This is a genomic window from Streptomyces cinerochromogenes (assembly GCF_014648635.1).
GTDB classification, from domain to species: domain Bacteria; phylum Actinomycetota; class Actinomycetes; order Streptomycetales; family Streptomycetaceae; genus Streptomyces; species Streptomyces cinerochromogenes.
Genome location: NZ_BMRM01000002.1, coordinates 126,787 through 147,378, shown reverse-complemented (window position 1 = coordinate 147,378; position 20,592 = coordinate 126,787). Strand labels below are relative to the sequence as shown.

Here is a 20,592-nt window from a genome sequence, read left to right as displayed (position 1 = left end):
CCGTCAGGCCAGGCGCTTCGTCAGCGTGTACTCCGTGATCCCCGGCGGGTAGTCGGGGATCACGCACACCACCTCGTAGCCCTGTTTCCGGTAGAACTCCGGGGCCTGGAAGTCCCAGGTCTCCAGGCGGGACGCGGTGCAGCCGCGGTCGGTGGCGGCGATGTGCTCGGCCTCGGCGAGCAGGCGGCCGCCCAGACCGGCGCCGCGGTGGGCGGCGTCGACCCACAGGTAGGTGATGTGCAGCCAGGCCGTCCAGGTGTGGCCGACCAGCCCGCCCGCCAGGCCGCCGGAGGGGTCCAGGGCCCAGACGTGGAGGGGGACCTCGCGTTCGCCGGGCGTGCCGCGCAGGGCGGCGAGCACCGGGGAGGCCGCCGTGTTGGTGTCCCGCAGCCGCGAGCGGAGCAGATCACGTCGGTCTTTGTCGACTTCCGCCTCAATACGAAACATGCGGCACACCATAAACGCGCCGGACGGCCAGTTCTGCAAATCTGCTTCCGCTGCGTGCTCCCGTCCGTACTCTGTGGAACAGCACCGGTGGGGGCCGGTGCCGCACCAGGGGGCGAGACAGGCGGGTACGGCACCCGCGGAGGGGTAGCAGTCTCCGCAACGGCGGCGGCCGTGCGGCGTGCGTCCTTGTCCGTGGGTGTCGTACCCGTGTTGGTCGTCGTTCTCCGGATCCTTTCCGGATTCGTCCGGGCCGGCCTATTCCGGAGCCTTCCGGACCTTGGTATCCCCTGCTCCACGCGGAGCCCGGGGAAGGGGGTTACGTGGTTCGCACCCGAGTCCTGGTCGTGGACGACCACCGCATCTTCGCCGAGTCGCTCGCCGCCGCGCTGGCCGCCGAGCCCGACGTCGACGTCGCCGCGGCCGGCAGCGGCCCGGCCGCGCTGCGTTGCCTGGAGCGAGCGGCGGGCGAAGGCAGACGGTACGACGTGCTGCTGGTCGACGCCGACCTCGGCGGCCGTCTGCCCGGCGTCCGTCCGGCCGTACCCGTGCAGGAGGGTGACGAGGAGGGCCTGGTCGACGGCATCTCGCTGGTCACCGGGGTCCGCGCCGCCCAGCCCGCCGTACGGATCGTCGTCCTCGCCGAGAAGGACGACCCGCGCCGCGCGGCCCTCGCGCTGCAGGCGGGGGCCTCCGGCTGGGTCGCCAAGGACTGCTCGCTGTCGCGGCTGCTCACGGTGATCCGGGGAGTGCTGCGCGACGAGACGCACCTGCCGCCGGCGCTGCTCACCGGGGTGCTGAAGGAGCTGACGGCGGCCCGCAGGCACCGCACCGAGAGCGAGCGGCTGGTGGAGTCCCTCACCCCGAGGGAGCGGGAGGTGCTGCGCTGCATGGTCGCCGGGCTCGGCCGCAAGGCCGTCGCCGAGCGGCTGTTCCTCTCCCCGCACACCGTCCGCACCCACATGCAGAACGTCCTCGGCAAACTGGGCGTCCACTCCACCCTGGCCGCCGTCGCCCTGGCCCGACGTGCGGGCGTGGGGCCGGCGGACCTGGGCGGGCCCCTAGCCGGGGATGTTGTCGAACGGGGCGGTCAGCTGGCGTAGCAGGCCGGCCAGTTCGGCGCGCTGGGCGCGGGAGAGTTCGCCGAGGATCGCCCGCTCCTGCTCCAGCAGGCCCGCCAGTGCCTGGTCGGCGCGGTCCCGGCCCTCGTCGGTCAGCCGGACGAGGACGCCCCTGCGGTCGCTCGGGTCGGGCAGCCGCTCCACCAGGCCCTTCTTCGCCAGCCGGTCGATGCGGTTGGTCATGGTGCCCGAGGTGACCAGGGTCTGGGTCAGCAGCTGGCCGGGGGAGAGCTGGTACGGCGTTCCCGCGCGCCGGAGCGCGGTCAGAACGTCGAACTCCCAGGGCTCCAGCTGGTGCTCGGAGAAGGCGAGCCGGCGGGCGCGATCGAGGTGCCGGGCGAGTCGGCTCACCCGGCTCAGCACTTCCAGCGGCTCCACGTCGAGGTCCGGACGCTCCCGGCGCCACGCTGCGACCAGCCGATCGACCTCGTCCTCCATGGAGATCAGTGTAGTGGTTGTGTCGACATGAAGTCTCTTGATGTCGAGTCTCTTGACGACGAGATAAATGTGCGGGGAGAGTGGGTGCCATGACGACGCCCCGCTGGGACCCCGCCCAGTACCTCCGCCACGCCGGGCACCGGGCCCGGCCCTTCGCCGACCTCCTCGCCCGGATCCCGGCACTCCCGGGCGACCGCCCCCGCATCGCCGACCTCGGCTGCGGCCCCGGCAACGTCACCGCCCTGCTCGCCGGCCGCTGGCCCACCGCCCGCATCACCGGCTACGACAACTCGCCCGAGATGCTCGACAAGGCCCACGTCGACCACGAGGGCCCCACGGCCGGCGGCCGCCTGGACTTCGCCCACGCCGACCTGCGCACCTGGGCACCCACCGAGCCGTACGACCTGATCGTCTCCAACGCCACCCTCCAGTGGGTGCCGGGCCACGCCGACCGCTTCCCCGACTGGATCGCCGCCCTCACCCCCGGCGGCACCCTCGCCTTCCAGGTCCCCGACAACATCGACGCCCCGCTGCACGCCCTCATGCGGGACCTCGCCGCCACCCCCCGCTGGCGCGACCGCCTCGCCGGCGTGCTGCGCCGCACCGACTCCGTCGCCACCCCCGGCGCCTACCTGGACCTGCTCACCCGCCTCGGCTGCACGGCCGACGTGTGGCAGACGACCTACTTCCACGTCCTGGGCGGCGAGGACCCGGTCCTCGACTGGGTCAAGGGCACCGGCCTGCGCCCCGCCCTGACCGCCCTCGCCGACGACCCCCGGGCCCGCGACGCGTTCCTCACCGAGTACCGGGACCTGCTGCGGGAGGCGTACCCGAGCGCGCCCTACGGGACCGTCCTGCCCTTCCGGCGGCTGTTCGCCGTCGCGGTGAAGGGGGCCTGAGGAAAGTGCCGGCCGCCGTCGCACACGTGCGGCCGTCCGCACCGCCCGGCCCGGAGCCCGAGTGCGAGGACCTCGCCGGCAACCGCCTGGAGTTCCTCCAGCCCCGCTGACCCCCTACGCCTTGCGGTGACCTATCAGCCGCGGCTTCGGCTCCAGCCCGTCCAGGCCGTGCCAGGCCAGGTTCACCAGGTGGGCCGCCACCTCCGCCTTCTTCGGGCGGCGCACGTCCAGCCACCACTGACCGGTCAGGGCGACCATGCCGACCAGCGCCTGGGCGTAGAGCGGGGCCAGCTTGGGGTCGAAGCCGCGGGACTTGAACTCGCGGCCCAGGATGTCCTCCACCTGGGTGGCGATGTCGGAGATCAGCGAGGCGAAGGACCCCGTGGACTGCGGGATGGGGGAGTCACGGACCAGGATGCGGAAACCGTCCGTGTACTCCTCGATGTAGTCCAGCAGCGCGAACGCCGCCTGTTCGCACAGCTCGCGGGGGTGGCCGGCGGTCAGGGAGCTGGTCACCATGTCCAGCAGGCGCCGCATCTCGCGGTCCACCACCACCGCGTACAGCCCCTCCTTGCCGCCGAAGTGCTCGTACACCACCGGCTTGGACACCCCGGCCTTCGCCGCGATCTCCTCCACCGACGTGCCCTCGAAGCCCTTCGCCGCGAAGAGGGTGCGACCGATCTCCAGCAGCTGCTGGCGGCGCTCGGCACCGGTCATACGGGTCCGGCGGGTCCGCCGCTGCTTGTCGTTGCCTGAAGTGCTGCTGGAGTCGGTCGCCACGGCGTCAATCATGCCGCCTTCGCGGTCTCCTCCCGGCGCCGGGAGCCGTCCCCGCCGGTGCTGCGGCGCGAATCGATACGCGAGCGTGACGGCCAGCGCACGTCGTACGCCCAGCCGAACGCCTCGAAGATGCGGATGAACCGTGCCGAGGAGTCGATCTGGCCGCGCATCACACCGTGCCGCGCGCAGGTCGGGTCGGCGTGGTGCAGGTTGTGCCAGGACTCCCCGCAGGACAGGACCGCCAGCCACCACACGTTGCCCGAGCGGTCCCGCGACTTGAACGGCCGCTTGCCGACCGCGTGGCAGATCGAGTTGATCGACCAGGTCACATGGTGCAGCAGCGCCACCCGCACGAGTGAACCCCAGAAGAACGCGGTGAACGCGCCCCACCAGGACATCGTCACCAGCCCCCCGATCAGCGGGGGCAGGCCCAGGGACACGGCGGTCCACAGCACGAACTGGCGGGAGATCGCCCGGATCGCCTTGTCCTTGATCAGATCCGGCGCGTACTTCTCCTGCGGGGTCTGCTCCTCGTCGAACATCCAGCCGATGTGCGCCCACCACAGGCCCTTCATCAGCGCCGGAACCGTCTCGCCGAACCGCCACGGCGAGTGCGGGTCACCCTCCGCGTCGGAGAACTTGTGATGCCGGCGGTGATCGGCCACCCAGCGCACCAGGGGCCCCTCGACCGCCAGCGACCCCATGATCGCCAGTGCGATCCGCAGGGGCCGCTTCGCCTTGAACGAACCATGGGTGAAGTACCGGTGGAAACCGATCGTGATGCCGTGGCACCCCAGGAAGTAGAAGAACACCAGCAGGCCCAGATCGAGCCAGCTCACCCCCCAGCCCCAGGCCAGCGGCACCGCCGCCACCAGCGCCAGGAACGGCACGGTGATGAACAGGAGCAGCGTGATCTGTTCGATCGAACGCTTCTGCTCGCCGCCCAGCGTGGCGGAGGGAGGGGGTGTGTCGGTGGCCTTACGGGCTTCTTCGATCACATCGGAACTTGAGGTCATGCGCGTCCCCTGTGGGGTCGATGGTCGAGGCGGATTCCGGGTCTTTGGAACCGAGGGGGACTCGACGGCCCTTCCCTACGGTTCCGTAACCTACGGCGACGTAAGTATGGCAGCGCCAGGTGCGGCGGCAAGAGCCCCAGACCCTGCGCGTCCACATCGCCACCTATCCTTGGACTCGGTCGGACAGCGCGGTCCGCTGAAGTTTCCTTCCCCGGACGCACCGGCCCGTATGCGGCGCCCCCGCCGCCTGGCAGCCGGCCGGGTTCCCTCCCAGACGAGCTTCAACACTGCAAGGAGCCGCACCTGTGAGCAGTGCCGACGACCAGACCACCACGACCAGCAGCGAGCTGCGTGCCGACATCCGCCGGCTGGGTGATCTCCTCGGGGAGACCCTCGTCCGGCAGGAAGGCCCGGAACTCCTCGAACTGGTCGAGAAGGTCCGCCGCCTCACCCGCGAGGACGGCGAGGCCGCCGCCGAGCTGCTGCGCGGCACCGAACTGGAGACCGCGGCCAAGCTGGTCCGCGCTTTCTCCACCTACTTCCACCTTGCCAACATCACCGAACAGGTGCACCGCGGCCGGGAGCTGCGCGCCCGGCGCGCCGCCGAGGGCGGCCTGCTCTCCCGCACCGCCGACCGCCTCAAGGACGCCGACCCCGAGCACCTGAGGCAGACCGTCCGGAACCTCAACGTCCGCCCGGTCTTCACCGCACACCCCACCGAGGCCGCCCGCCGGTCCGTCCTCAACAAGCTCCGGCGCATCGCCGCGCTCCTGGACACCCCCGTCCTCGAAAGCGACCGCCGCCGCCACGACGTCCGCCTCGCCGAGAACATCGACCTCGTCTGGCAGACCGACGAGCTGCGCGTCGTACGTCCCGAACCCGCCGACGAGGCCCGCAACGCGATCTACTACCTGGACGAACTGCACGCCGAGGCCGTCGGCGACGTCCTGGAGGACCTCACCGCGGAACTGGAGCGCGTCGGCGTCCGGCTGCCCGACGACACCCGCCCCCTCACCTTCGGCACCTGGATCGGCGGCGACCGCGACGGCAACCCCAACGTCACCCCCCAGGTCACCTGGGACGTCCTCATCCTCCAGCACGAGCACGGCATCAACGACGCCCTGAGCACCATCGACGAGCTGCGCGGACTGCTCTCCAACTCCATCCGCTACGCCGGCGCCACCCAGGAGCTGCTCGACTCCCTCCAGGCCGACCTGGACCGGCTCCCCGAGATCAGCCCCCGCTACAAGCGCCTCAACGCCGAGGAGCCCTACCGCCTCAAGGCCACCTGCATCCGGCAGAAGCTGGAGAACACCAAGCAGCGCCTGGCCAAGGGCACCCCCCACGAGGACGGCCGCGACTACCTCGGCACCAGCGAACTCCTCAGGGACCTGCGGATCATCCAGACCTCGCTGCGCGAGCACCGCGGCGGCCTCTTCGCCGACGGCCGCCTCGCCCGCACCATCCGCACCCTCGCCGCCTTCGGCCTCCAGCTCGCCACCATGGACGTCCGCGAACACGCCGACGCCCACCACCACGCCCTCGGCCAGCTCTTCGACCGGCTCGGCGAGGAGTCCTGGCGCTACGCCGACATGCCCCGCGACTACCGCGCCAAGCTCCTCGCCAAGGAACTCCGCTCCCGGCGCCCCCTCGCCCCCACCCCGGCGCCCGTCGACGCCGCCGGACAGAAGACCCTCGGCGTCTTCGAGACGGTCAAGAAGGCCCTGGAGGTCTTCGGCCCCGAGGTCATCGAGTCCTACATCATCTCGATGTGCCAGGGCGCCGACGACGTCTTCGCCGCCACCGTCCTCGCCCGCGAGGCCGGCCTCATCGACCTGCACGCCGGCTGGGCCAAGATCGGCATCGTCCCCCTGCTGGAGACCACGGACGAGCTGAAGGCCGCCGACACGATCCTCGAGGACATGCTCTCCGACCCGTCCTACCGGCGCCTGGTCGCGCTGCGCGGCGACGTCCAGGAGGTCATGCTCGGCTACTCCGACTCCTCCAAGTTCGGCGGCATCACCACCAGCCAGTGGGAGATCCACCGCGCCCAGCGCCGGCTGCGCGACGTCGCCCACCGCTACGGCGTCCGCCTGCGCCTCTTCCACGGCCGCGGCGGCACCGTCGGCCGCGGCGGCGGCCCCTCCCACGACGCCATCCTCGCCCAGCCCTGGGGCACCCTCGAAGGCGAGATCAAGGTCACCGAGCAGGGCGAGGTCATCTCCGACAAGTACCTCATCCCCTCCCTCGCCCGGGAGAACCTGGAACTCACGGTCGCGGCCACCCTGCAGGCCTCCGCCCTGCACACCGCGCCCCGCCAGTCCGACGAGGCCCTCGCCCGCTGGGACGCGGCCATGGACGTCGTCTCCGACGCCGCCCACGCCGCCTACCGCCGCTTCGTCGAGGACCCGGACCTGCCGACGTACTTCCTCGCGTCGACGCCGGTGGACCAGCTCGCCGACCTGCACCTGGGCTCCCGGCCCTCCCGCCGCCCCGGCTCCGGCGTCTCGCTCGACGGCCTGCGCGCCATCCCCTGGGTGTTCGGCTGGACCCAGTCCCGGCAGATCGTCCCCGGCTGGTTCGGCGTCGGCTCCGGCCTCAAGGCCCTGCGCGAGGCCGGCCTGGACACCGTCCTCGACGAGATGCACCAGCAGTGGCACTTCTTCCGCAACTTCATCTCCAACGTCGAGATGACCCTCGCCAAGACGGACCTGCGGATCGCCCAGCACTACGTCGACACCCTCGTCCCCGACGAGCTCAAGCACGTCTTCGACACCATCAAGGCCGAACACGAGCTGACCGTCCGCGAGGTCCTCCGGATCACCGGCGAACAGGAACTGCTCGACGCCCAGCCCGTCCTCAAGCAGACCTTCGCCATCCGCGACGCCTACCTGGACCCGATCTCCTACCTCCAGGTCGCCCTGCTCAAGCGGCAGCGCGAGGCCGCCGCGGCCGGCGTGAACCCCGACCCGCTGCTCTCCCGCGCCCTGCTCCTCACCGTCAACGGCGTGGCAGCCGGCCTGCGCAACACCGGCTGACCCGCACAGACAGCGAAAAGGCGCCCCCGGGGTCGTACGACCCCGGGGGCGCCCTCCGTCTCCCGGGCGACCAGCACTTCACCTCACTGCAACGCCACGAACGCCGCCGTCAGCAGCCCCGCCCCCGACAGCCCCAGCACCCACGCCGGCCGGACCAGCCGCATCCCGCCCGCGACCACCACCGCAGCCAGCAGCAGCGCCCCGCCCAACGGCACCCACGCATACAGGACCCCCGCCGGACCCGACCGCACCGCGCCCTGGGAACCCGGCTTCAGCACCACGTCGTACGTCGCCCCCGCCCGCACCGCCACGGACTGCGCCATCTCCACCCGCGCACGCGGCCGCGCCCCCGCGGACCCGGGCGTGAACGGGCCGCTGCACACACCCCCCGTGCACCGCGTCACACGAACCGTGCCCCGTTCACGTCCCTTGGTCAGCATCACGTGCTGGGCGGTCCCCCAGGACCCCCACACCCCGGCGAACACGATCAGCGCGGCGAGCGCGCCCATCACCGCGACCCGCCCGAACCGCAACGCGGACACGGACGCCTGACGAGCGGTACTGGCTGTGGCAGGCATGGCCGGGATCATTGGCCATACCCCTACGACCGGTCAACTCCGCGGGCGCCAAGCCCGGACAAGTCAGGAGTTGTACGCGCTCTGCGCCCGCTCCAGCCCCTCCGTCACCAAGGACTCCACCGCATCCGCCGCACGGTCCACGAACCAGTCCAGCTCCTTGCGCTCCGCCGACGAGAAGTCCTTCAGCACGAAGTCGGCCACCTGCATCCGCCCCGGCGGCCGCCCGATCCCGCACCGCACCCGGTGATAGTCCGGCCCCATCGCCTTCGTCATCGACTTCAGACCGTTGTGCCCGTTGTCCCCGCCGCCCAGCTTCAGCCGCAGCGTCCCGTAGTCGATGTCCAGCTCGTCATGGACCGCCACGATATTCGCCACCGGCACCTTGTAGAAGTCCCGCAACGCGTTCACCGGACCGCCGGACAGGTTCATGAACGACATCGGCTTCGCCAGGACCACCCGGCGACTGCCCGGCCCCGCCGGACCGATCCGCCCCTCCAGCACCTGCGCCTGCGCCTTGCCCGCCCGCTTGAACTTCCCCCCGATCCGGTCCGCGAGCAGGTCCGCCACCATGAAACCGACGTTGTGCCGGTTCATGGCGTACTCCGGCCCGGGATTGCCGAGCCCGACGATCAGCCAGGGATCACTGGCGGGGGTGGTCACGTCCATCTCTCCTCATGCAAGGCAACAGCCGCTGCCCCCCAAGGGAAGCAGCGGCTGAAGCTCTATGGCTACCGCTGTGGGCCATCGTCCCGCACGACGGAACGAGCGACCACAGCCCGCGGTGCCGCGCGCCCCGAAGAGACGCTCACGACAGCCGCGGCCGAACCGCCGGCCGGGATCAGGCCTCGGCGGCCGCCTCCTCGGCGGCCTCGCCCTCGGTCTCCTCGGCCTGCGCGGCCAGGACCTGCAGGACGACAGCGTCCTCCTCGACGGCCAGCGTGGTGCCGGACGGCAGGGTGATGTCCTTGGCGAGGACGGAGGCACCGGCCTCCAGGCCCTCGACGGAGACGGTGACCGACTCGGGGATGTGCGTGGCCTCGGTCTCCACCGGCAGCGCGTCCAGGACGTGCTCCAGCAGGTTGCCACCCGGGGCCAGCTCGCCCTCGACGTGCACCGGGATCTCGACCGTGACCTTCTCGCCACGCTTGACCAGCAGCAGGTCGACGTGCTCCAGGAAGCCCTTCAGCGGGTCACGCTGCACGGCCTTCGGGATCGCCAGCTCGCTGGTCTTGCCGTCGATGTCCAGGGCGATCAGGACGTTCGGCGTACGCAGCGCCAGCAGCAGGTCGTGACCCGGCAGGGTCAGGTGCAGCGGGTCGGAGCCGTGGCCGTACAGAACGACCGGCACCTTGTTCTCACGGCGGATGCGGCGGGCCGCACCCTTGCCGAACTCGGTGCGGGTCTCGGCGCTGAGCTTCACCTCGGACATGGGAATCACTCCTCGTAGGTTCTCGGAACGGACGTGGTCACCCGGCCACGAACGGCCTGCTACGAAGAGCGCGTCGATAACGGACCGCCGTACACGAGTACGGCCTCCCTCGCCGAGCAACTGCAGCAGTCTACTCGGAGGGGGAGGCCGTACCCAAAACGATCACATCAGGTGTGCGGCAGAGAGGTGCAGAAACCTCACTGCTCGTCGAACAGGCTGGTCACCGAACCATCCTCGAACACCTCACGCACCGCACTCGCGATCGTCGGAGCGATCGACAGCACCGTGATCTTGTCCAGATCCCGGCCCAGCTCCGACGGCGTCGGCAGCGTGTTCGTGAACACGAACTCACTCACCCGCGAGTTCTTCAGCCGGTCGGCGGCCGGACCCGACAGCACACCGTGCGTCGCCGTCACGATGACGTCCTCCGCACCATGCGCGAACAGCGCGTCCGCCGCCGCACAGATCGTGCCACCCGTGTCGATCATGTCGTCGACCAGGACACACACACGACCCTTGACCTCGCCCACGACCTCGTGGACCGTCACCTGGTTCGCCACGTCCTTGTCACGCCGCTTGTGCACGATCGCCAGCGGCGCACCGAGCCGGTCACACCACCGGTCCGCCACCCGCACCCGGCCCGCGTCCGGCGACACCACCGTCAGCTTCTCCCGGTCCACCTTCGCCCCCACGTAGTCCGCCAGCAGCGGCAACGCGAACAGGTGATCCACCGGACCGTCGAAGAAGCCCTGGATCTGATCCGTGTGCAGGTCGACCGTCAGAATCCGGTCCGCCCCCGCCGTCTTCATCAGATCCGCGATCAGACGCGCCGAAATCGGTTCACGACCCCGGTGCTTCTTGTCCTGCCGCGCGTAACCGTAGAACGGCACGATCACCGTGATGGAACGAGCCGACGCACGCTTCAGCGCGTCGATCATGATCAGCTGCTCCATGATCCACTTGTTGATCGGAGCCGTGTGGCTCTGGATCAGGAAGCAGTCCGCACCACGAGCCGACTCCTGGTAACGGACGTAGATCTCACCATTCGCGAAGTCGAAGGCCTTCGTCGGGACGACCCCGACACCCAGCTGCTGGGCGACCTCCTCGGCAAGCTCGGGGTGGGCGCGGCCGGAGAAGAACATCATCTTCTTCTCGCCGGTCGTCTTGATCCCGGTCACAGCACTGTCTCCTCAGAGGTTGTCTCAGCCAGCCGGCTGCTCGGCGACCTCCCGACTGGGCATGAGAGGCCGTATCAGCTGGTAAGGGTGCGGGTGCACACGTGCGGATGTGCACTTATCACGGTACGCCGTGTTTGGCGCACCCGTTTCCCGTCAGTCCTCGCTCTCACCCCGCCGGGACGCCGCCTCGGCCGCCTTCGCCGCCGCGCTCCCCGGACGCTTCCGAGCCACCCAACCCTCGATATTCCGCTGCTGGCCACGGGCCACGGCCAGCGAACCGGGCGGCACATCCTTCGTGATCACGGACCCGGCAGCGGTGTAGGCACCGTCCCCGACCGTGACAGGAGCCACAAACATGTTGTCCGAACCCGTCTTGCAGTGCGACCCGACGGTCGTGTGGTGCTTGTGCTCCCCGTCATAGTTCACGAACACACTCGCCGCGCCGATGTTCGAGTAGTCACCGATCGTCGCGTCCCCCACGTACGACAGATGCGGCACCTTCGTACCCTCACCGATCGACGCGTTCTTCGTCTCGACGTACGTCCCGATCTTGCCCTTGGCCCCCAGCCGCGTCCCCGGCCGCAGATACGCGTACGGCCCCACGGACGCCTGCGGACCCACCACGGCCCCGTCCGACACCGTGTTGTCCACCCGGGCCCCCGCACCCACCTGCGTGTCCTTCAGCCGGCTGTTCGGCCCGACCTCCGCACCCTCACCCAGGTGCGTCGACCCCGTCAGCTGCGTCCCCGGATACACCACGGCATCCCGCTCGAAGGTCACCGTCACATCGACCCACGTCGTCGCCGGATCCACCACGGTCACCCCGTCGAGCATCGCCCGCTCCAGCAACCGGTCGTTCAGGATCCGCCGCGCCTCGGCCAGCTGCACCCGGTTGTTGATCCCCGCGATCTCACGGTGATCGGCGGCCACCGAGGCCCCCACCCGGTGCCCGGCCTCCCGCAGGATCCCCAGCACGTCCGTGAGGTACTCCTCACCCTGACTGTTGTCCGTCCGCACCTTCTTCAGCGCGTCGGCGAGCAGCGCGCCGTCGAACGCGAACACCCCGGAATTGATCTCCCGGATCTCCCGCTGCACCTCGGTCGCGTCCTTGTGCTCCACGATCGCGGTGACGGCACCCGTCGCCTCGTCCCGCACGATCCGGCCGTAACCGGTCGCGTCCGGCACCTCGGCCGTGAGCACGGTCACCGCGTTGCCGTCGGCACCGTGCGTCCGCGCGAGCTGCTTCAGCGTGCCGGCGGTCAGCAGCGGGGTGTCCCCGCACACGACCACGACGGTCCCGTCCACGGCCCCGCCCAGCTCCTCCAGGCCCATCCGTACGGCGTGCCCGGTGCCGTTCTGCTCCGCCTGGACGGCCGTCCTGGTCTCCGGGTCGATCTGGTTCAGGTGCGCGGTGACCTGCTCACGGGCGTGGCCGACCACGACGACCAGGTTCTGCGGGTCCAACTCTCGGGCGGCGGCCAGCACGTGGCCGACGAGGGAACGGCCGCAGATCTCGTGCAGGACCTTGGGTGTGGCCGACTTCATACGGGTGCCCTCACCCGCTGCGAGAACGACGACGGCGGCCGGGCGGATGGCGCTCACGGGGTTGCCCTTCGGCTCTGGATGGGTGGGGGTGACAGCCGCAGGATACCGGGGGCGTTTTGTGGGGGACATGAGAGCGGGCCCTGACTTGGCAGTCAGGGCCCGAACTGAGGTCTTGTGTGCTGTGGCTCCCCCGCAAGGATTCGAACCTTGTCCTGCTAGATCCAAAATCTAGTGTGCTGCCAGTTACACCACGGGGGACAGCGCTTCAGACCTTACCGGAGACGTACCTGCGCTTGGGTCACGATCCCGCTCCACCAGCCTTCGATGCGGTTGTACAGGCCGGCACTTCTGGATACGCCGATGACCAGGCAGCCGTGGTAGTCGTCGCCGGTGTTCTTCCGGACGGTCTTCGGGTTGTGCTTCTTGAGCGTCGGCTTGGCGAAGACCGAGACGTCGATATCGGCGATCTCTGCCCAGAAACGGTGCGCAGCGTCGACATCGGCAGTCTCGTGGATGAGTACACGGAAGTTCAGGCGTTCCCGGCTCACGTCGAGCAGGTCGAGCCAGGCGAGGTAGGTCTGGATCACGCCCGGGTCGCTGTTGACGAAGACGGCGCGCTCTCGGCGGTCGTATGGCTTGCTCTTCGACCCCTCGGCCCAGTACAGCGCGACCCCCACCATGAACAGCTCGCGATCCGACAGCTCCCCGACCTCGCGGCGAGCTCCGAGCTTGGTCTTCTTGCGCTCTTCGTTCTCTGCTGCTCGCCGCCTTGCCAGGCCTTCGCGCATGAGGGCCCGTTGCTCCTCCGGGGTGTAGCGCGGCTCCGGCTTCGGCAAGTCGCGTACCCACAGGGAGACCGAGCTTCTGGAGCACCCCAGCTCCGCCTCGATCTGGTCGTAGGTCCAGCCCTGGAGTCGCAGCTCCCGTGCCCGCTCCCGGAGGTCGTCCTTCGCTCGTGGGCGCTTCGTCCACTCCGGTGGTGGTTCGCCCTTCACCAGCTGGTTGAGGATGTCGTTGTTGAAGATCTTCAGCTCGTCGCGGATCTGCCGGAGGCTGTGGCCCGCTCTGCGGAGGGCGATCGCCTGCTGCCTGAGGCCCTCGAAGTCGGCGTACTTGCCGGGTGAATGTGTCATACGCATACCGTCCGGACGGAATGTTGGGTTCCGGGGGTGGACGGGGGAGGTTCACCAGTTCGAGGGATACCGGGTGGTTTCGAGGGCGTTCGGTTACGGGGCGTGGTCTGTGGGGGTAGGCGAAAGTCACCGGAAAAGCCGTACCTCTCGCCCGTAGGCTGGAGGCATGACCACGACGGGGGAAGACCACGCCAGGGCGCTGACCGGCCCTTGGTGGTGGCCTAGGCGGCGTAGTGCGGTGTTGGACGGGGCGCTCGCGCTGGTGTCGGCCGTGGAGTGTGCGGCGGAGGGGGTTCCGTTCGCGCGGGAGGCGGGGATCCCGGCCTCGGTGGGGATCGTGTTCGGTCTGGTGGCCGGTTCGGTGCTGCTGGTGCGCCGGAAGTGGCCGGTCGCGGTGGTGCTGGTGTCGATCGCGGTCACGCCCGCGGAGATGGGTTTCCTGATGGGCGTGGTCGGTCTGTACACGCTGGCGGCGGCGGAGGTGCCGCGGCGGATCATCGGTGCGCTGGCGGGGATGTCGCTGCTGGGGACGGCGGTGGTGACGTTCGTGCGGGTCCGGCAGGACATGGCGCGTGGGGATCTGACGCTGGGTGACTGGTTCGTGCCGTTCGCGGCGGTGACGACGGCGTTGGGGCTGACGGCTCCGCCGGTGTTGCTGGGGCTGTACGTGGGGGCGCGGCGGCGGTTGATGGAGAGCTTGCGGGAGCGGGCGGACAGTCTGGAGCGGGAGCTTCAGTTGCTCGCGGAGCGGGCGGAGGAACGGGCGGAGTGGGCGCGTAACGAGGAGCGGACGCGGATCGCCCGGGAGATGCATGACGTGGTCGCGCACCGGGTGAGTCTGATGGTGGTGCATGCCGCCGCGTTGCAGGCGGTGGCGCGGAAGGATCCCGAGAAGGCGGTGCGGAACGCGGCTCTGGTGGGGGACATGGGGCGGCAGGCGTTGACCGAGTTGCGGGAGATGCTCGGGGTGCTGCGGGCGGGTGAGGGTGCGGGCCGGCGTGCTGTGGGGGTGCCGTTGGCGGCGGTCGGGGAGGCGGCTGCTGCTGCGGCGGCGGAGGCGGCGTCTCGGGCTGCGGAGGAGGCGGGTGCGGTGGAGGGGCCGTGTCTGTCGGAGCTGGAGGAGTTGATCGGGCAGTCGGCTGCCGCGGGGATGGTGGTGGATCTGTCGGTGGAGGGGGAGGTGCGGTCGTACGCGGCGGAGGTGGAGCAGACGGCGTACCGGGTGGTGCAGGAGGCGTTGACGAACGTGCACAAGCATGCGGCGGGGGCGAAGACGCATGTGCGGCTCGCGCATCGGGTGTCGGAGATCGCGATGCAGGTGGAGAACGAGCCGCCGCCGGAGCCTGCGTCGGCGTCGGCGGCGGGGTTGCCGTCGGGTGGGAACGGTCTGGTGGGGATGCGTGAGCGGGTGGTGGCGCTGGGTGGTGTGTTCGTGTCGGGGCCGACGGAGGCGGGGGGTTTCCGGGTGTCGGCGGTGATTCCGGCGGCGTAGCTGTCCTGGTGGGGGTCAGCCCGCGGTGAGGCGTACGGGGGGGATGCCGGTGATCAGGGCGGCGAGGGCGTGGTCGATGTCGGGGCCGAGGTACCAGTCGCCGGTGTGGTCGATGGTGTAGGCGCGGCCTTCGGCGTCGAGGGCGAGGAGGGCGGCGGTGTCGGTCTCCTCGCCGAGGGGGCAGAGTTCGGTGCCGAGGGCGCGGCCGAGGTCGCCGAGGGTGCGGGCGAGGTGGAGGCCGTGCAGGGGGTCGAGGTGGAGGGTGGCGGGGGCGATCTGCCGGCCGGGTCCGCCGGGGGTGATGGTGAGGCCGCCGAATTCGGCCCAGGCTTCGACGGCGGCGGGGAAGACGGTGTGCCGGTGTCCGGCGGGTGAGGTGTGGGCGCGGAGGGTGTCGGCCCAGATCTCCGCCTGTTTTATGTCCCAGCGTCCGGGTTGCCAGCCGGCGGCGCGCAGGGCGGCGTCGACGGGTACGGGGAAGCGGGTGGTGGTGCGGTCGGGGTGCATCTGCCCTTCGATCGTCGTGCCGGCGGGGTGGTACGGGGGTGGGGGGTCAGGCGTCGGGTGCGGTGGGGTCGACGATGCGGACGCCGAAGTGGGCGCTGAGGGCGGTGCAGGCGCGGCAGGGGGTGGCGAAGCTGCCGTGGAGGGGGTCGCCGTCCTCGCGTATGCGGCGGGCGGTGAGTTTGGCGTGTTTGAGGGCTCTGCGGGCTTCGCCGTTGGTCATGGGTCTGCGGGCGGCGCGTTTGCTGCGGGCGGCGTCGGCGGTGGCGATGTGCCGGGAGATGAGGATGGTCTCGGCGCAGCGGCCGGTGAAGCGGTCGCGTTGGGCGCTGGTGAGGGTGTCGAGGAAGTCCTGGACGAGGGGGTGCAGGGCGGGGGGCTGGTCGCTGCGGGCGGCGGTGCCGGTGAGGGTGGCGCCGCGGACGGAGAGGGCGGCGGCGATGGTGGGCAGGATGCCGTCGCGGCGGTGGCGGAGGGCGGGGGTGGGGGGTGTGTCGGTGCCGCTCCAGTTGATGCGAGGGTCGCCGGCCCGCACGTCGGTACCTCCGGTCTGCAAGGCGTTCATGATCGTTCTTCCCTCCCCGGGCGTCCCCCCGACGGACACAGGGTGCCAAATGCCGTGGCTGGTGCGGAAGCTGGGGCGGTGCGACACGCCCGTTCGGGGCGTGCTGTGACGGTGGGGTGACGGCTGGTCACGGGGGTGGTGGTGGGGAGCGGGCGGGGTGGTGGTGGGCCGGTGACCGGGGTGCGTGTACCGCATAGGCTGTCGCCATCCGCGATCGACACCGCCGTTCAGGCCCAGGACAACGCCGCAGGGGGCAACCGCCATGACGACAGGTCGGCTCGGGCTGGGGGCACCGCCCAGCGGCCACGCTGGGGGAGAGGCCGCGCCGCCTAACGCGGCCTATGCCGGGCAGGTCGTGCACTTTCCGGATCCGGTCCGGGCGGCACGTCACCCGAGAGGGGTACGGGTCGATGAGCGGGGTTATCCGGATTTCTCGCCGTACGCGCGTGTGGCGGTGGAGATCGCGGAGCCGCCGGAGGGTTTCGGTGTCGACGAGTTGCGGCTGACGGACTACGTGTCGGCGAACGCGGCGTTGGCGTCGGCGGGGCACGAGTTGTGGGACACGGTGCCGGATGTGGCGACGCCGCACGGCTGGACGTGGCATCACGTGGTGGGTACGCGGCGGCTGGAGTTGGTTCCGGTCGAGGTGAAGGCGTTGCTGCGGCATCACGGTGGTGTGGCGACGGCTCCGGTGGACCATGGCAAGCGGGGGACGCGGCCGTTGCAGGAGTCGCGGCCGGCGCATTTCGGGCTGCCGAAGTCGGGTGTGGCGGTGTCGGAGGCGCAGGTGCAGGGGGTCGAGGAGGACCTGGGGTACCGGTTGCCGGGTGCGTACCGTTCGTTCCTGAAGGCGGCGGGTGGGTGTGCGCCGGTGGGTACGGCGTTGGACGCCGGGCTGGGTCTGCTGGTGGACCAGCCGTTCTTCACGGTGCGGGACGAGGCCGCGGTCAACGACCTGGTGTATGTGAACAAGTGTCTGCGTGACCATCTGACGAAGGATTACCTGGGGGTTGCCTTCGTGCAGGGTGGGCTGCTCGCGGTGAAGGTGAAGGGCGAGCGGTTGGGTTCGGTGTGGTTCTGCGCGTACGACGATGTGCGGGACGTGGATCCGTCGTGGTCGCCGGCGGAGCGGGTGGAGCGTCTGCTGCTGCCGTGCGGTGACGACTTCGATGTGTTCCTGTCGCGGCTGGCCGGTAGTCCGCCGGAGTTGGACACGGTGGCGCGTCTGATGGTGGACGGTGGTTTCGCGCGGGTCGTCCCGGTGTCTTCCGGTTCGGCGTCTTCCGGTTCGGTGGGGGAGTGAGCTGGCGATGGTGACGTACGCGCAGGCGCAGGAGCGCGCCGAGGAGTGGATCAACGGCGATGTGCCCGTGTACCAGCATCGTGAGGTGCGGGTGCGGGAGTTCGAGCTGGGGTTCGTGGTGTGGGGGGAGGACCGGGCTGAGGGGCCGCGTTCGGACGCGGGTGGTCAGCGGCTGGTCATCGCCCGGGACAGCGGGGAGGCGACGCTGTGGCCCGCGCTGCCGGTGGGTGAGGTGATCCGCCGGTACGAGGAGGAGTACGGCCGTGCGGAGGAGCCGCAGGAGGCGGTTCCGGCGCCGGCGGCGGCTCGCGTGGACCTGAACCAGACGTCGTTCCTGCTGACTCCGCCGGAGTGGTTGCAGGAGGCGGCGGACAAGCTGGGGGTCGGGGAGCGGCGGCCGGGGAGCGCGGGGGCGGACTCGGGTGCGGGGGCCTCGGCTCCGGGCGCTGCGGCTGCGGCTTCGGGGGCGGGTGCCTCGGGTACGACGGCTCCGGTTCCGGGTGCTTCGGGGGCGGTGGCCCCGGCGGCTCCGGGTCCGGGTGCGGCGGCTTCGGATTCGGGGACGGCGTCGAGTGCCGCGGCTTCGGCTTCTGACGGGGGGCCGGGTCCCGGTGCGGCTTCCCCCGCTTCCGGTGGAGGCGGGATCGCGCAGACGCAGGCCGGTCCGTCGGGTGCGGTGGCCGCTCCGGCGGACGTGCCCGCGGGGGCGACGCCCTGGGCCGGTACGGACACGAACGCGGACGGCGGCGACGAGGACCGTTCCGTGCCTCTGCCCGCGACGGTGTTCGCGCCGCCGCTGAGCGACGTGGACGACGCGGCGCCGCGTCCGCCGGCGGTGGCGCCGGACGCGCCGACGGCGTTGATGTCGGGCGGCAGCCAACTGCCCCCGACGGCGGTCGTGCCGGCGCTCGACCTGCCGGGCGAGCAGGGTGCCGGCCAGGGCGGCACGCCCCCGCCGGTGCCGGGTACGCCCCCGTACGGCTATCCGCAGGCGCCGGTGGCGCCGGGCACCCCTGCGCAGGGCGTGCCGCCGTACCCTCCGCCGCACGGTGCCGCGCAGGGCAGTGCGTCGCCGTACCCTCCGCCGCACGGTGCTCCGCAGGGCAGCGTGCCGCCGCCTCCGCCGGGTGCACCGTCGTACGGCTATCCGCAGGGGCCTGGCGGTGTGCCGGACGTGCCGCCGCCTGCCGCGGGTCCGGGTGCGCCCGGGCGTCGGCTCGCGCCGAACGCCGGGGACATCGCGGACGCCGCGACGAGCAAGGCGGCGCCGCCGCCGAAGAAGGCGCGCGGTGGGGTGGGTGCGCCGCCTCCTCCGCCGGGGGCGCCGGGTGCGCCGGGTGCGCGTCCGGGGAGTGCGACGCCGCCGCCCGCGCCGGGTGCGCCCGCGGGCGGGTACGTGCCGACGCAGCTCATGTCGGCGCTCGGGCCTGAGGGGTCCGAGGGGCCGGGCGGTGCGGGTGCGCCGGCCGGTCCGGGGAGCGCGGAGGGAGCGCAGGCGCCGGGCGCGCCGGGTGCTCCGGGCGCCCCTCAGCCGCCTGCCGCGCCTCCGGGCAACGTCCACCACGCGGCCACGGTGCTGGCCGACCCGAGCCAGCTGGGCGGACCGCAGGCACCGGGTGCGCCGCAGGTTCCGGGTGCGCCTGGTGCGCCGGGCGCCCCTGGTATGCCGACTCCGCCCGGCGCTCCCGCGGCCCCGGGCATGCCCCCGGTCCCGGGCGCACCGCAGCCCCCGGCCCCGCCCGGTGCCCCCGGCGCCCCCGGTGCCCCCGGCGCGCCGCAGCCCCCCGCCGCCCCCGGCGGAGGCCGCGGTGCCGTTCACCACGCCGAGACCGTGCTGGCCGCTCCGCCGGTCGGCGGTCCCGGCGCGCCCCCGCCCCCGCCACCGCCCGCGCCCGGCGCGCTCGGGATGCCGGGCGCCCCTGGTATGCCCCCGGGGGCGCCCGGTGCTCCCGGTGCCCCCGGCATCCCGGCCCCGATGCCGCCCGGTGCGATGCCGCCGCCGGCAGGTGGGCCGGTGCCCGGGCAGGGACCGGCGTACGGGTATCCGCAGCAGGGGCAGCCGACGGTCGGGCCCGGTTACCAGGCCGTGTTGCGCTACCGCGCGCAGGACGGCTCCGAGCAGCAGCTGATCCGGCGTTCGGCGCCGGGCACGCCGCACCCGGAGTGGCAGATCTTCCACGAGCTGCGGGCCATGAACGTGCCGCCGGACCAGGTGCTGGAGCTGCACACGGAGCTGGAGTCGTGCGCGTTGCCGGGTGCCTACTGCGCGCGGATGATCCGCGAGCAGTGGCCGCAGGCGCGGATCACGAGCATCGCGCCGTACGGCACGGACCACGCGAGCCGGCAGCAGGGCATGCAGCAGTTGCTGGCGCACCAGGGTGAGCTGCACCAGGTGGCGGACGGTCCCGCGCGGCCGGCGCCGGTGCGGGCGCCGCTGCCGCCGGTGCAGGCGGCGCCGCCGGTCCCGCCGGAGGGCATCGCGCACGAGCTGGCCGCGGCGTTCGGGCCGGGGATCTTCCGGTTCGACCAGCAGGCGGTGTCCCGGCAGGGGGTGCCGCCGGTCGTGGCGCACACCCTGGTCGTGGCGGGGCTGCCGCTGGACATGGGCCCGTTCTTCTGGGCGCAGGCGCAGCCGGGCCGCCCGGTGCCGACGCTGGCGGAGCTGGCGGCGGAGCGCGGGGTGCAGCCTGCGGCGGACGCGGGGTCGTACCTCGTCATGGGCACGGACTTCGGCAAGGCGATCTGTGTGCAGTACGGGACGGCGAACATCGTGGCCGTTCCGGTGGAGGCGGGGCCCGGCGGTGCGCCGGTGCCGCCGCAGTTCGTGAACACCGGCCTGCCGGAGTTCGCGCGGTGCCTGGCGCTGCTGGGCCGGATGTGGCGCCTGCGGTACGGGCTGAACCAGGAGCAGGCGGGCCGCTGGACCGTCGACTTCCAGGCGCAGCTGGCCGCCCTCGACCCGGCGGCGCTCGGTTCGCCGGAGAGCTGGTGGTCGGTGCTGCTGGAGCAGATGTGGGACGGGCTGCTGTAGTCCTGTCCGCCGCGGCGCGCTCGCTGGAGCGCGCTCGGGCCCTTCACGCGTGTGCGTGAAGGGCCCGACGTGTTTCCGGGGAGGCCGTGACGTTCCTG

At 71.6% G+C, this 20,592-nt stretch carries 18 protein-coding genes and 1 tRNA gene; 6 read left to right on the top strand and 13 right to left on the bottom strand.

The features are described 5' to 3' along the window. Nucleotides 1-3: 3 nt before the first annotated feature. Nucleotides 4-459, bottom strand: a complete 456-nt coding sequence (locus tag IEZ20_RS04405; protein ID WP_189295335.1) for a GNAT family N-acetyltransferase — start codon at nucleotides 457-459, stop codon at nucleotides 4-6. 308 nt (nucleotides 460-767) lie between these two features. On the opposite strand from IEZ20_RS04405, the gene IEZ20_RS04400 reads away from it, so the two are divergent. Continuing rightward, complete coding sequence (locus IEZ20_RS04400) at nucleotides 768-1,547, top strand: LuxR C-terminal-related transcriptional regulator (RefSeq protein ID WP_189294767.1); 780 nt, start codon at nucleotides 768-770, stop codon at nucleotides 1,545-1,547. Here IEZ20_RS04400 and tamR read toward each other — a convergent pair. Continuing rightward, nucleotides 1,506-2,003 carry a MarR family transcriptional regulator TamR gene (gene tamR / locus IEZ20_RS04395; protein ID WP_189294766.1) on the bottom strand — a complete coding sequence of 166 codons (498 nt, stop codon included), beginning with the start codon at nucleotides 2,001-2,003 and terminating at the stop codon, nucleotides 1,506-1,508. The genes IEZ20_RS04400 and tamR overlap by 42 nt on opposite strands. An 89-nt stretch (nucleotides 2,004-2,092) precedes the next feature. Between tamR and IEZ20_RS04390 the strand changes: the two genes are divergently transcribed. Beyond that, nucleotides 2,093-2,902, top strand: a complete 810-nt coding sequence (locus IEZ20_RS04390; RefSeq protein ID WP_189294765.1) for a trans-aconitate 2-methyltransferase — start codon at nucleotides 2,093-2,095, stop codon at nucleotides 2,900-2,902. Between the two features lie 114 nt (nucleotides 2,903-3,016). Here IEZ20_RS04390 and IEZ20_RS04385 read toward each other — a convergent pair whose 3' ends face one another. After that, on the bottom strand, nucleotides 3,017-3,694 hold the full coding sequence (locus IEZ20_RS04385; RefSeq protein WP_030778996.1) for a TetR/AcrR family transcriptional regulator: 678 nt from the start codon (nucleotides 3,692-3,694) through the stop codon (nucleotides 3,017-3,019). Beyond that, nucleotides 3,691-4,698 carry an acyl-CoA desaturase gene (locus tag IEZ20_RS04380; protein ID WP_189294764.1) on the bottom strand — a complete coding sequence of 336 codons (1,008 nt, stop codon included), beginning with the start codon at nucleotides 4,696-4,698 and terminating at the stop codon, nucleotides 3,691-3,693. Before IEZ20_RS04380 ends, IEZ20_RS04385 begins: the two co-directional genes overlap by 4 nt. Before the next feature lie 305 nt (nucleotides 4,699-5,003). On the opposite strand from IEZ20_RS04380, the gene ppc reads away from it, so the two are divergent. Further along, on the top strand, nucleotides 5,004-7,736 hold the full coding sequence (ppc, locus tag IEZ20_RS04375) for a phosphoenolpyruvate carboxylase (RefSeq protein ID WP_189294763.1): 2,733 nt from the start codon (nucleotides 5,004-5,006) through the stop codon (nucleotides 7,734-7,736). Between the two features lie 83 nt (nucleotides 7,737-7,819). Here ppc and IEZ20_RS04370 read toward each other — a convergent pair whose 3' ends face one another. The 7 genes from IEZ20_RS04370 to IEZ20_RS04340 form a co-directional block, all read right to left on the bottom strand. Beyond that, nucleotides 7,820-8,326: a hypothetical protein gene (locus IEZ20_RS04370; protein WP_189294762.1), complete on the bottom strand. Its 507-nt coding sequence runs from the start codon at nucleotides 8,324-8,326 to the stop codon at nucleotides 7,820-7,822. A gap of 51 nt (nucleotides 8,327-8,377) precedes the next feature. Beyond that, on the bottom strand, nucleotides 8,378-8,980 hold the full coding sequence (gene pth, locus IEZ20_RS04365) for an aminoacyl-tRNA hydrolase (protein ID WP_189294761.1): 603 nt from the start codon (nucleotides 8,978-8,980) through the stop codon (nucleotides 8,378-8,380). A gap of 172 nt (nucleotides 8,981-9,152) precedes the next feature. Then, a complete protein-coding gene (locus IEZ20_RS04360) occupies nucleotides 9,153-9,743 on the bottom strand; it encodes a 50S ribosomal protein L25/general stress protein Ctc (protein ID WP_189294760.1) in 591 nt (196 codons plus the stop codon). Between the two features lie 197 nt (nucleotides 9,744-9,940). Next, nucleotides 9,941-10,921, bottom strand: coding sequence for a ribose-phosphate diphosphokinase (locus IEZ20_RS04355; protein ID WP_189294759.1), 981 nt, complete (start codon nucleotides 10,919-10,921; stop codon nucleotides 9,941-9,943). A 153-nt stretch (nucleotides 10,922-11,074) separates the two neighbouring features. Continuing rightward, on the bottom strand, nucleotides 11,075-12,523 hold the full coding sequence (gene glmU, locus IEZ20_RS04350; protein ID WP_189294758.1) for a bifunctional UDP-N-acetylglucosamine diphosphorylase/glucosamine-1-phosphate N-acetyltransferase GlmU: 1,449 nt from the start codon (nucleotides 12,521-12,523) through the stop codon (nucleotides 11,075-11,077). A gap of 125 nt (nucleotides 12,524-12,648) precedes the next feature. Then, nucleotides 12,649-12,724 (bottom strand) — tRNA-Gln (locus IEZ20_RS04345). A 14-nt stretch (nucleotides 12,725-12,738) separates the two neighbouring features. Further along, nucleotides 12,739-13,599: a terminase gpP N-terminus-related DNA-binding protein gene (locus tag IEZ20_RS04340; RefSeq protein WP_189294757.1), complete on the bottom strand. Its 861-nt coding sequence runs from the start codon at nucleotides 13,597-13,599 to the stop codon at nucleotides 12,739-12,741. A 166-nt stretch (nucleotides 13,600-13,765) separates the two neighbouring features. Between IEZ20_RS04340 and IEZ20_RS04335 the strand changes: the two genes are divergently transcribed. Beyond that, the gene (locus IEZ20_RS04335; RefSeq protein WP_189294756.1) at nucleotides 13,766-15,091 is read left to right on the top strand and encodes a sensor histidine kinase; all 1,326 of its coding nucleotides are present in this window, start codon (nucleotides 13,766-13,768) and stop codon (nucleotides 15,089-15,091) included. Between the two features lie 15 nt (nucleotides 15,092-15,106). On the opposite strand, the gene IEZ20_RS04330 is transcribed toward IEZ20_RS04335, so the two are convergent. Further along, nucleotides 15,107-15,598 carry an SUKH-3 domain-containing protein gene (locus IEZ20_RS04330; protein WP_189294755.1) on the bottom strand — a complete coding sequence of 164 codons (492 nt, stop codon included), beginning with the start codon at nucleotides 15,596-15,598 and terminating at the stop codon, nucleotides 15,107-15,109. Between the two features lie 46 nt (nucleotides 15,599-15,644). Next, nucleotides 15,645-16,160 carry a YwqJ-related putative deaminase gene (locus tag IEZ20_RS04325; RefSeq protein ID WP_189294754.1) on the bottom strand — a complete coding sequence of 172 codons (516 nt, stop codon included), beginning with the start codon at nucleotides 16,158-16,160 and terminating at the stop codon, nucleotides 15,645-15,647. A 262-nt stretch (nucleotides 16,161-16,422) separates the two neighbouring features. Between IEZ20_RS04325 and IEZ20_RS04320 the strand changes: the two genes are divergently transcribed. Both IEZ20_RS04320 and IEZ20_RS04315 read left to right on the top strand, forming a co-directional pair. Further along, nucleotides 16,423-17,463 carry an SMI1/KNR4 family protein gene (locus IEZ20_RS04320; protein WP_189294753.1) on the top strand — a complete coding sequence of 347 codons (1,041 nt, stop codon included), beginning with the start codon at nucleotides 16,423-16,425 and terminating at the stop codon, nucleotides 17,461-17,463. A 7-nt stretch (nucleotides 17,464-17,470) separates the two neighbouring features. After that, nucleotides 17,471-20,494, top strand: a complete 3,024-nt coding sequence (locus IEZ20_RS04315; RefSeq protein ID WP_189294752.1) for an SUKH-4 family immunity protein — start codon at nucleotides 17,471-17,473, stop codon at nucleotides 20,492-20,494. Nucleotides 20,495-20,592 lie beyond the last annotated feature (98 nt).

What these genes read in the sequence shown, in the direction of transcription:
- IEZ20_RS04405 (WP_189295335.1), bottom strand. Translation starts at nt 459, where the DNA reads ATGGTGTGCCGCATGTTTCGTATTGAGGCGGAAGTCGACAAAGACCGA.
- tamR (WP_189294766.1), bottom strand. Translation starts at nt 2,003, where the DNA reads ATGGAGGACGAGGTCGATCGGCTGGTCGCAGCGTGGCGCCGGGAGCGT.
- IEZ20_RS04390 (WP_189294765.1), top strand. Translation starts at nt 2,093, where the DNA reads ATGACGACGCCCCGCTGGGACCCCGCCCAGTACCTCCGCCACGCCGGG.
- IEZ20_RS04385 (WP_030778996.1), bottom strand. Translation starts at nt 3,694, where the DNA reads ATGATTGACGCCGTGGCGACCGACTCCAGCAGCACTTCAGGCAACGAC.
- IEZ20_RS04380 (WP_189294764.1), bottom strand. Translation starts at nt 4,698, where the DNA reads ATGACCTCAAGTTCCGATGTGATCGAAGAAGCCCGTAAGGCCACCGAC.
- IEZ20_RS04370 (WP_189294762.1), bottom strand. Translation starts at nt 8,326, where the DNA reads ATGATCCCGGCCATGCCTGCCACAGCCAGTACCGCTCGTCAGGCGTCC.
- pth (WP_189294761.1), bottom strand. Translation starts at nt 8,980, where the DNA reads ATGGACGTGACCACCCCCGCCAGTGATCCCTGGCTGATCGTCGGGCTC.
- IEZ20_RS04360 (WP_189294760.1), bottom strand. Translation starts at nt 9,743, where the DNA reads ATGTCCGAGGTGAAGCTCAGCGCCGAGACCCGCACCGAGTTCGGCAAG.
- IEZ20_RS04340 (WP_189294757.1), bottom strand. Translation starts at nt 13,599, where the DNA reads ATGACACATTCACCCGGCAAGTACGCCGACTTCGAGGGCCTCAGGCAG.
- IEZ20_RS04335 (WP_189294756.1), top strand. Translation starts at nt 13,766, where the DNA reads ATGACCACGACGGGGGAAGACCACGCCAGGGCGCTGACCGGCCCTTGG.
- IEZ20_RS04330 (WP_189294755.1), bottom strand. Translation starts at nt 15,598, where the DNA reads ATGCACCCCGACCGCACCACCACCCGCTTCCCCGTACCCGTCGACGCC.
- IEZ20_RS04325 (WP_189294754.1), bottom strand. Translation starts at nt 16,160, where the DNA reads ATGAACGCCTTGCAGACCGGAGGTACCGACGTGCGGGCCGGCGACCCT.
- IEZ20_RS04320 (WP_189294753.1), top strand. Translation starts at nt 16,423, where the DNA reads ATGACGACAGGTCGGCTCGGGCTGGGGGCACCGCCCAGCGGCCACGCT.
- IEZ20_RS04315 (WP_189294752.1), top strand. Translation starts at nt 17,471, where the DNA reads ATGGTGACGTACGCGCAGGCGCAGGAGCGCGCCGAGGAGTGGATCAAC.